Here is a 538-nt window from a genome sequence, read left to right on the forward strand (position 1 = left end):
GTCGCCGGGCGGCACGGGTGCTTCACCCGCCGCCCAGGATCCCCTCTCCTTCTGCGTGAGTGGTTCACGCACGTCTTCGGCGTGCCCGCGGCGGTCCCTGTCCCCTTCGGAAGGTTTGCTCCGTGTCCAACGCCGTCATCCGCCGCATCGCCGCTTCGAAGAAGACCCTCGCGGGTACCGTCCTCGCCCTGGGTGTCGCCGGCTCCATGCTGGCCACCGTTCCCGCGCAGGCCGCCCCGATGAGCGCCAAGACGATCGCGCAGCAGATGATCAAGGACCCGGCGCAGTTCGCGGCCTTCGACAAGATCGTCTCCCACGAGAGCGGCTGGGACTTCACCGCGACGAACGCCTCCTCGGGCGCCTACGGCCTGGTCCAGGCCCTGCCGGCCTCGAAGATGGCCTCCGCGGGCTCGGACTGGAAGTCCAACCCGGCCACCCAGATCAAGTGGGGCCTGGACTACATGAACTCCCGCTACGGCAGCCCCGTCGGCGCCTGGAACTTCTGGCAGAACAACCACTGGTACTAAACCACCGGTAC

At 68.0% G+C, this 538-nt stretch carries 1 protein-coding gene; it reads left to right on the forward strand.

Features of this window, described 5'->3' with window-relative positions; genetic code table 11:
• The first annotated feature begins 122 nt into the window (after positions 1-122).
• Positions 123-527 (forward strand): transglycosylase SLT domain-containing protein, encoded by a 405-nt coding sequence (locus tag ACEPPI_RS40635; RefSeq protein ID WP_373920258.1) that lies wholly within the window; start codon positions 123-125, stop codon positions 525-527.
• Positions 528-538 lie beyond the last annotated feature (11 nt).

Origin of the sequence: Streptomyces sp. AB3(2024) (genome assembly GCF_041862025.1) — a bacterium.
GTDB lineage: Bacteria > Actinomycetota > Actinomycetes > Streptomycetales > Streptomycetaceae > Streptomyces.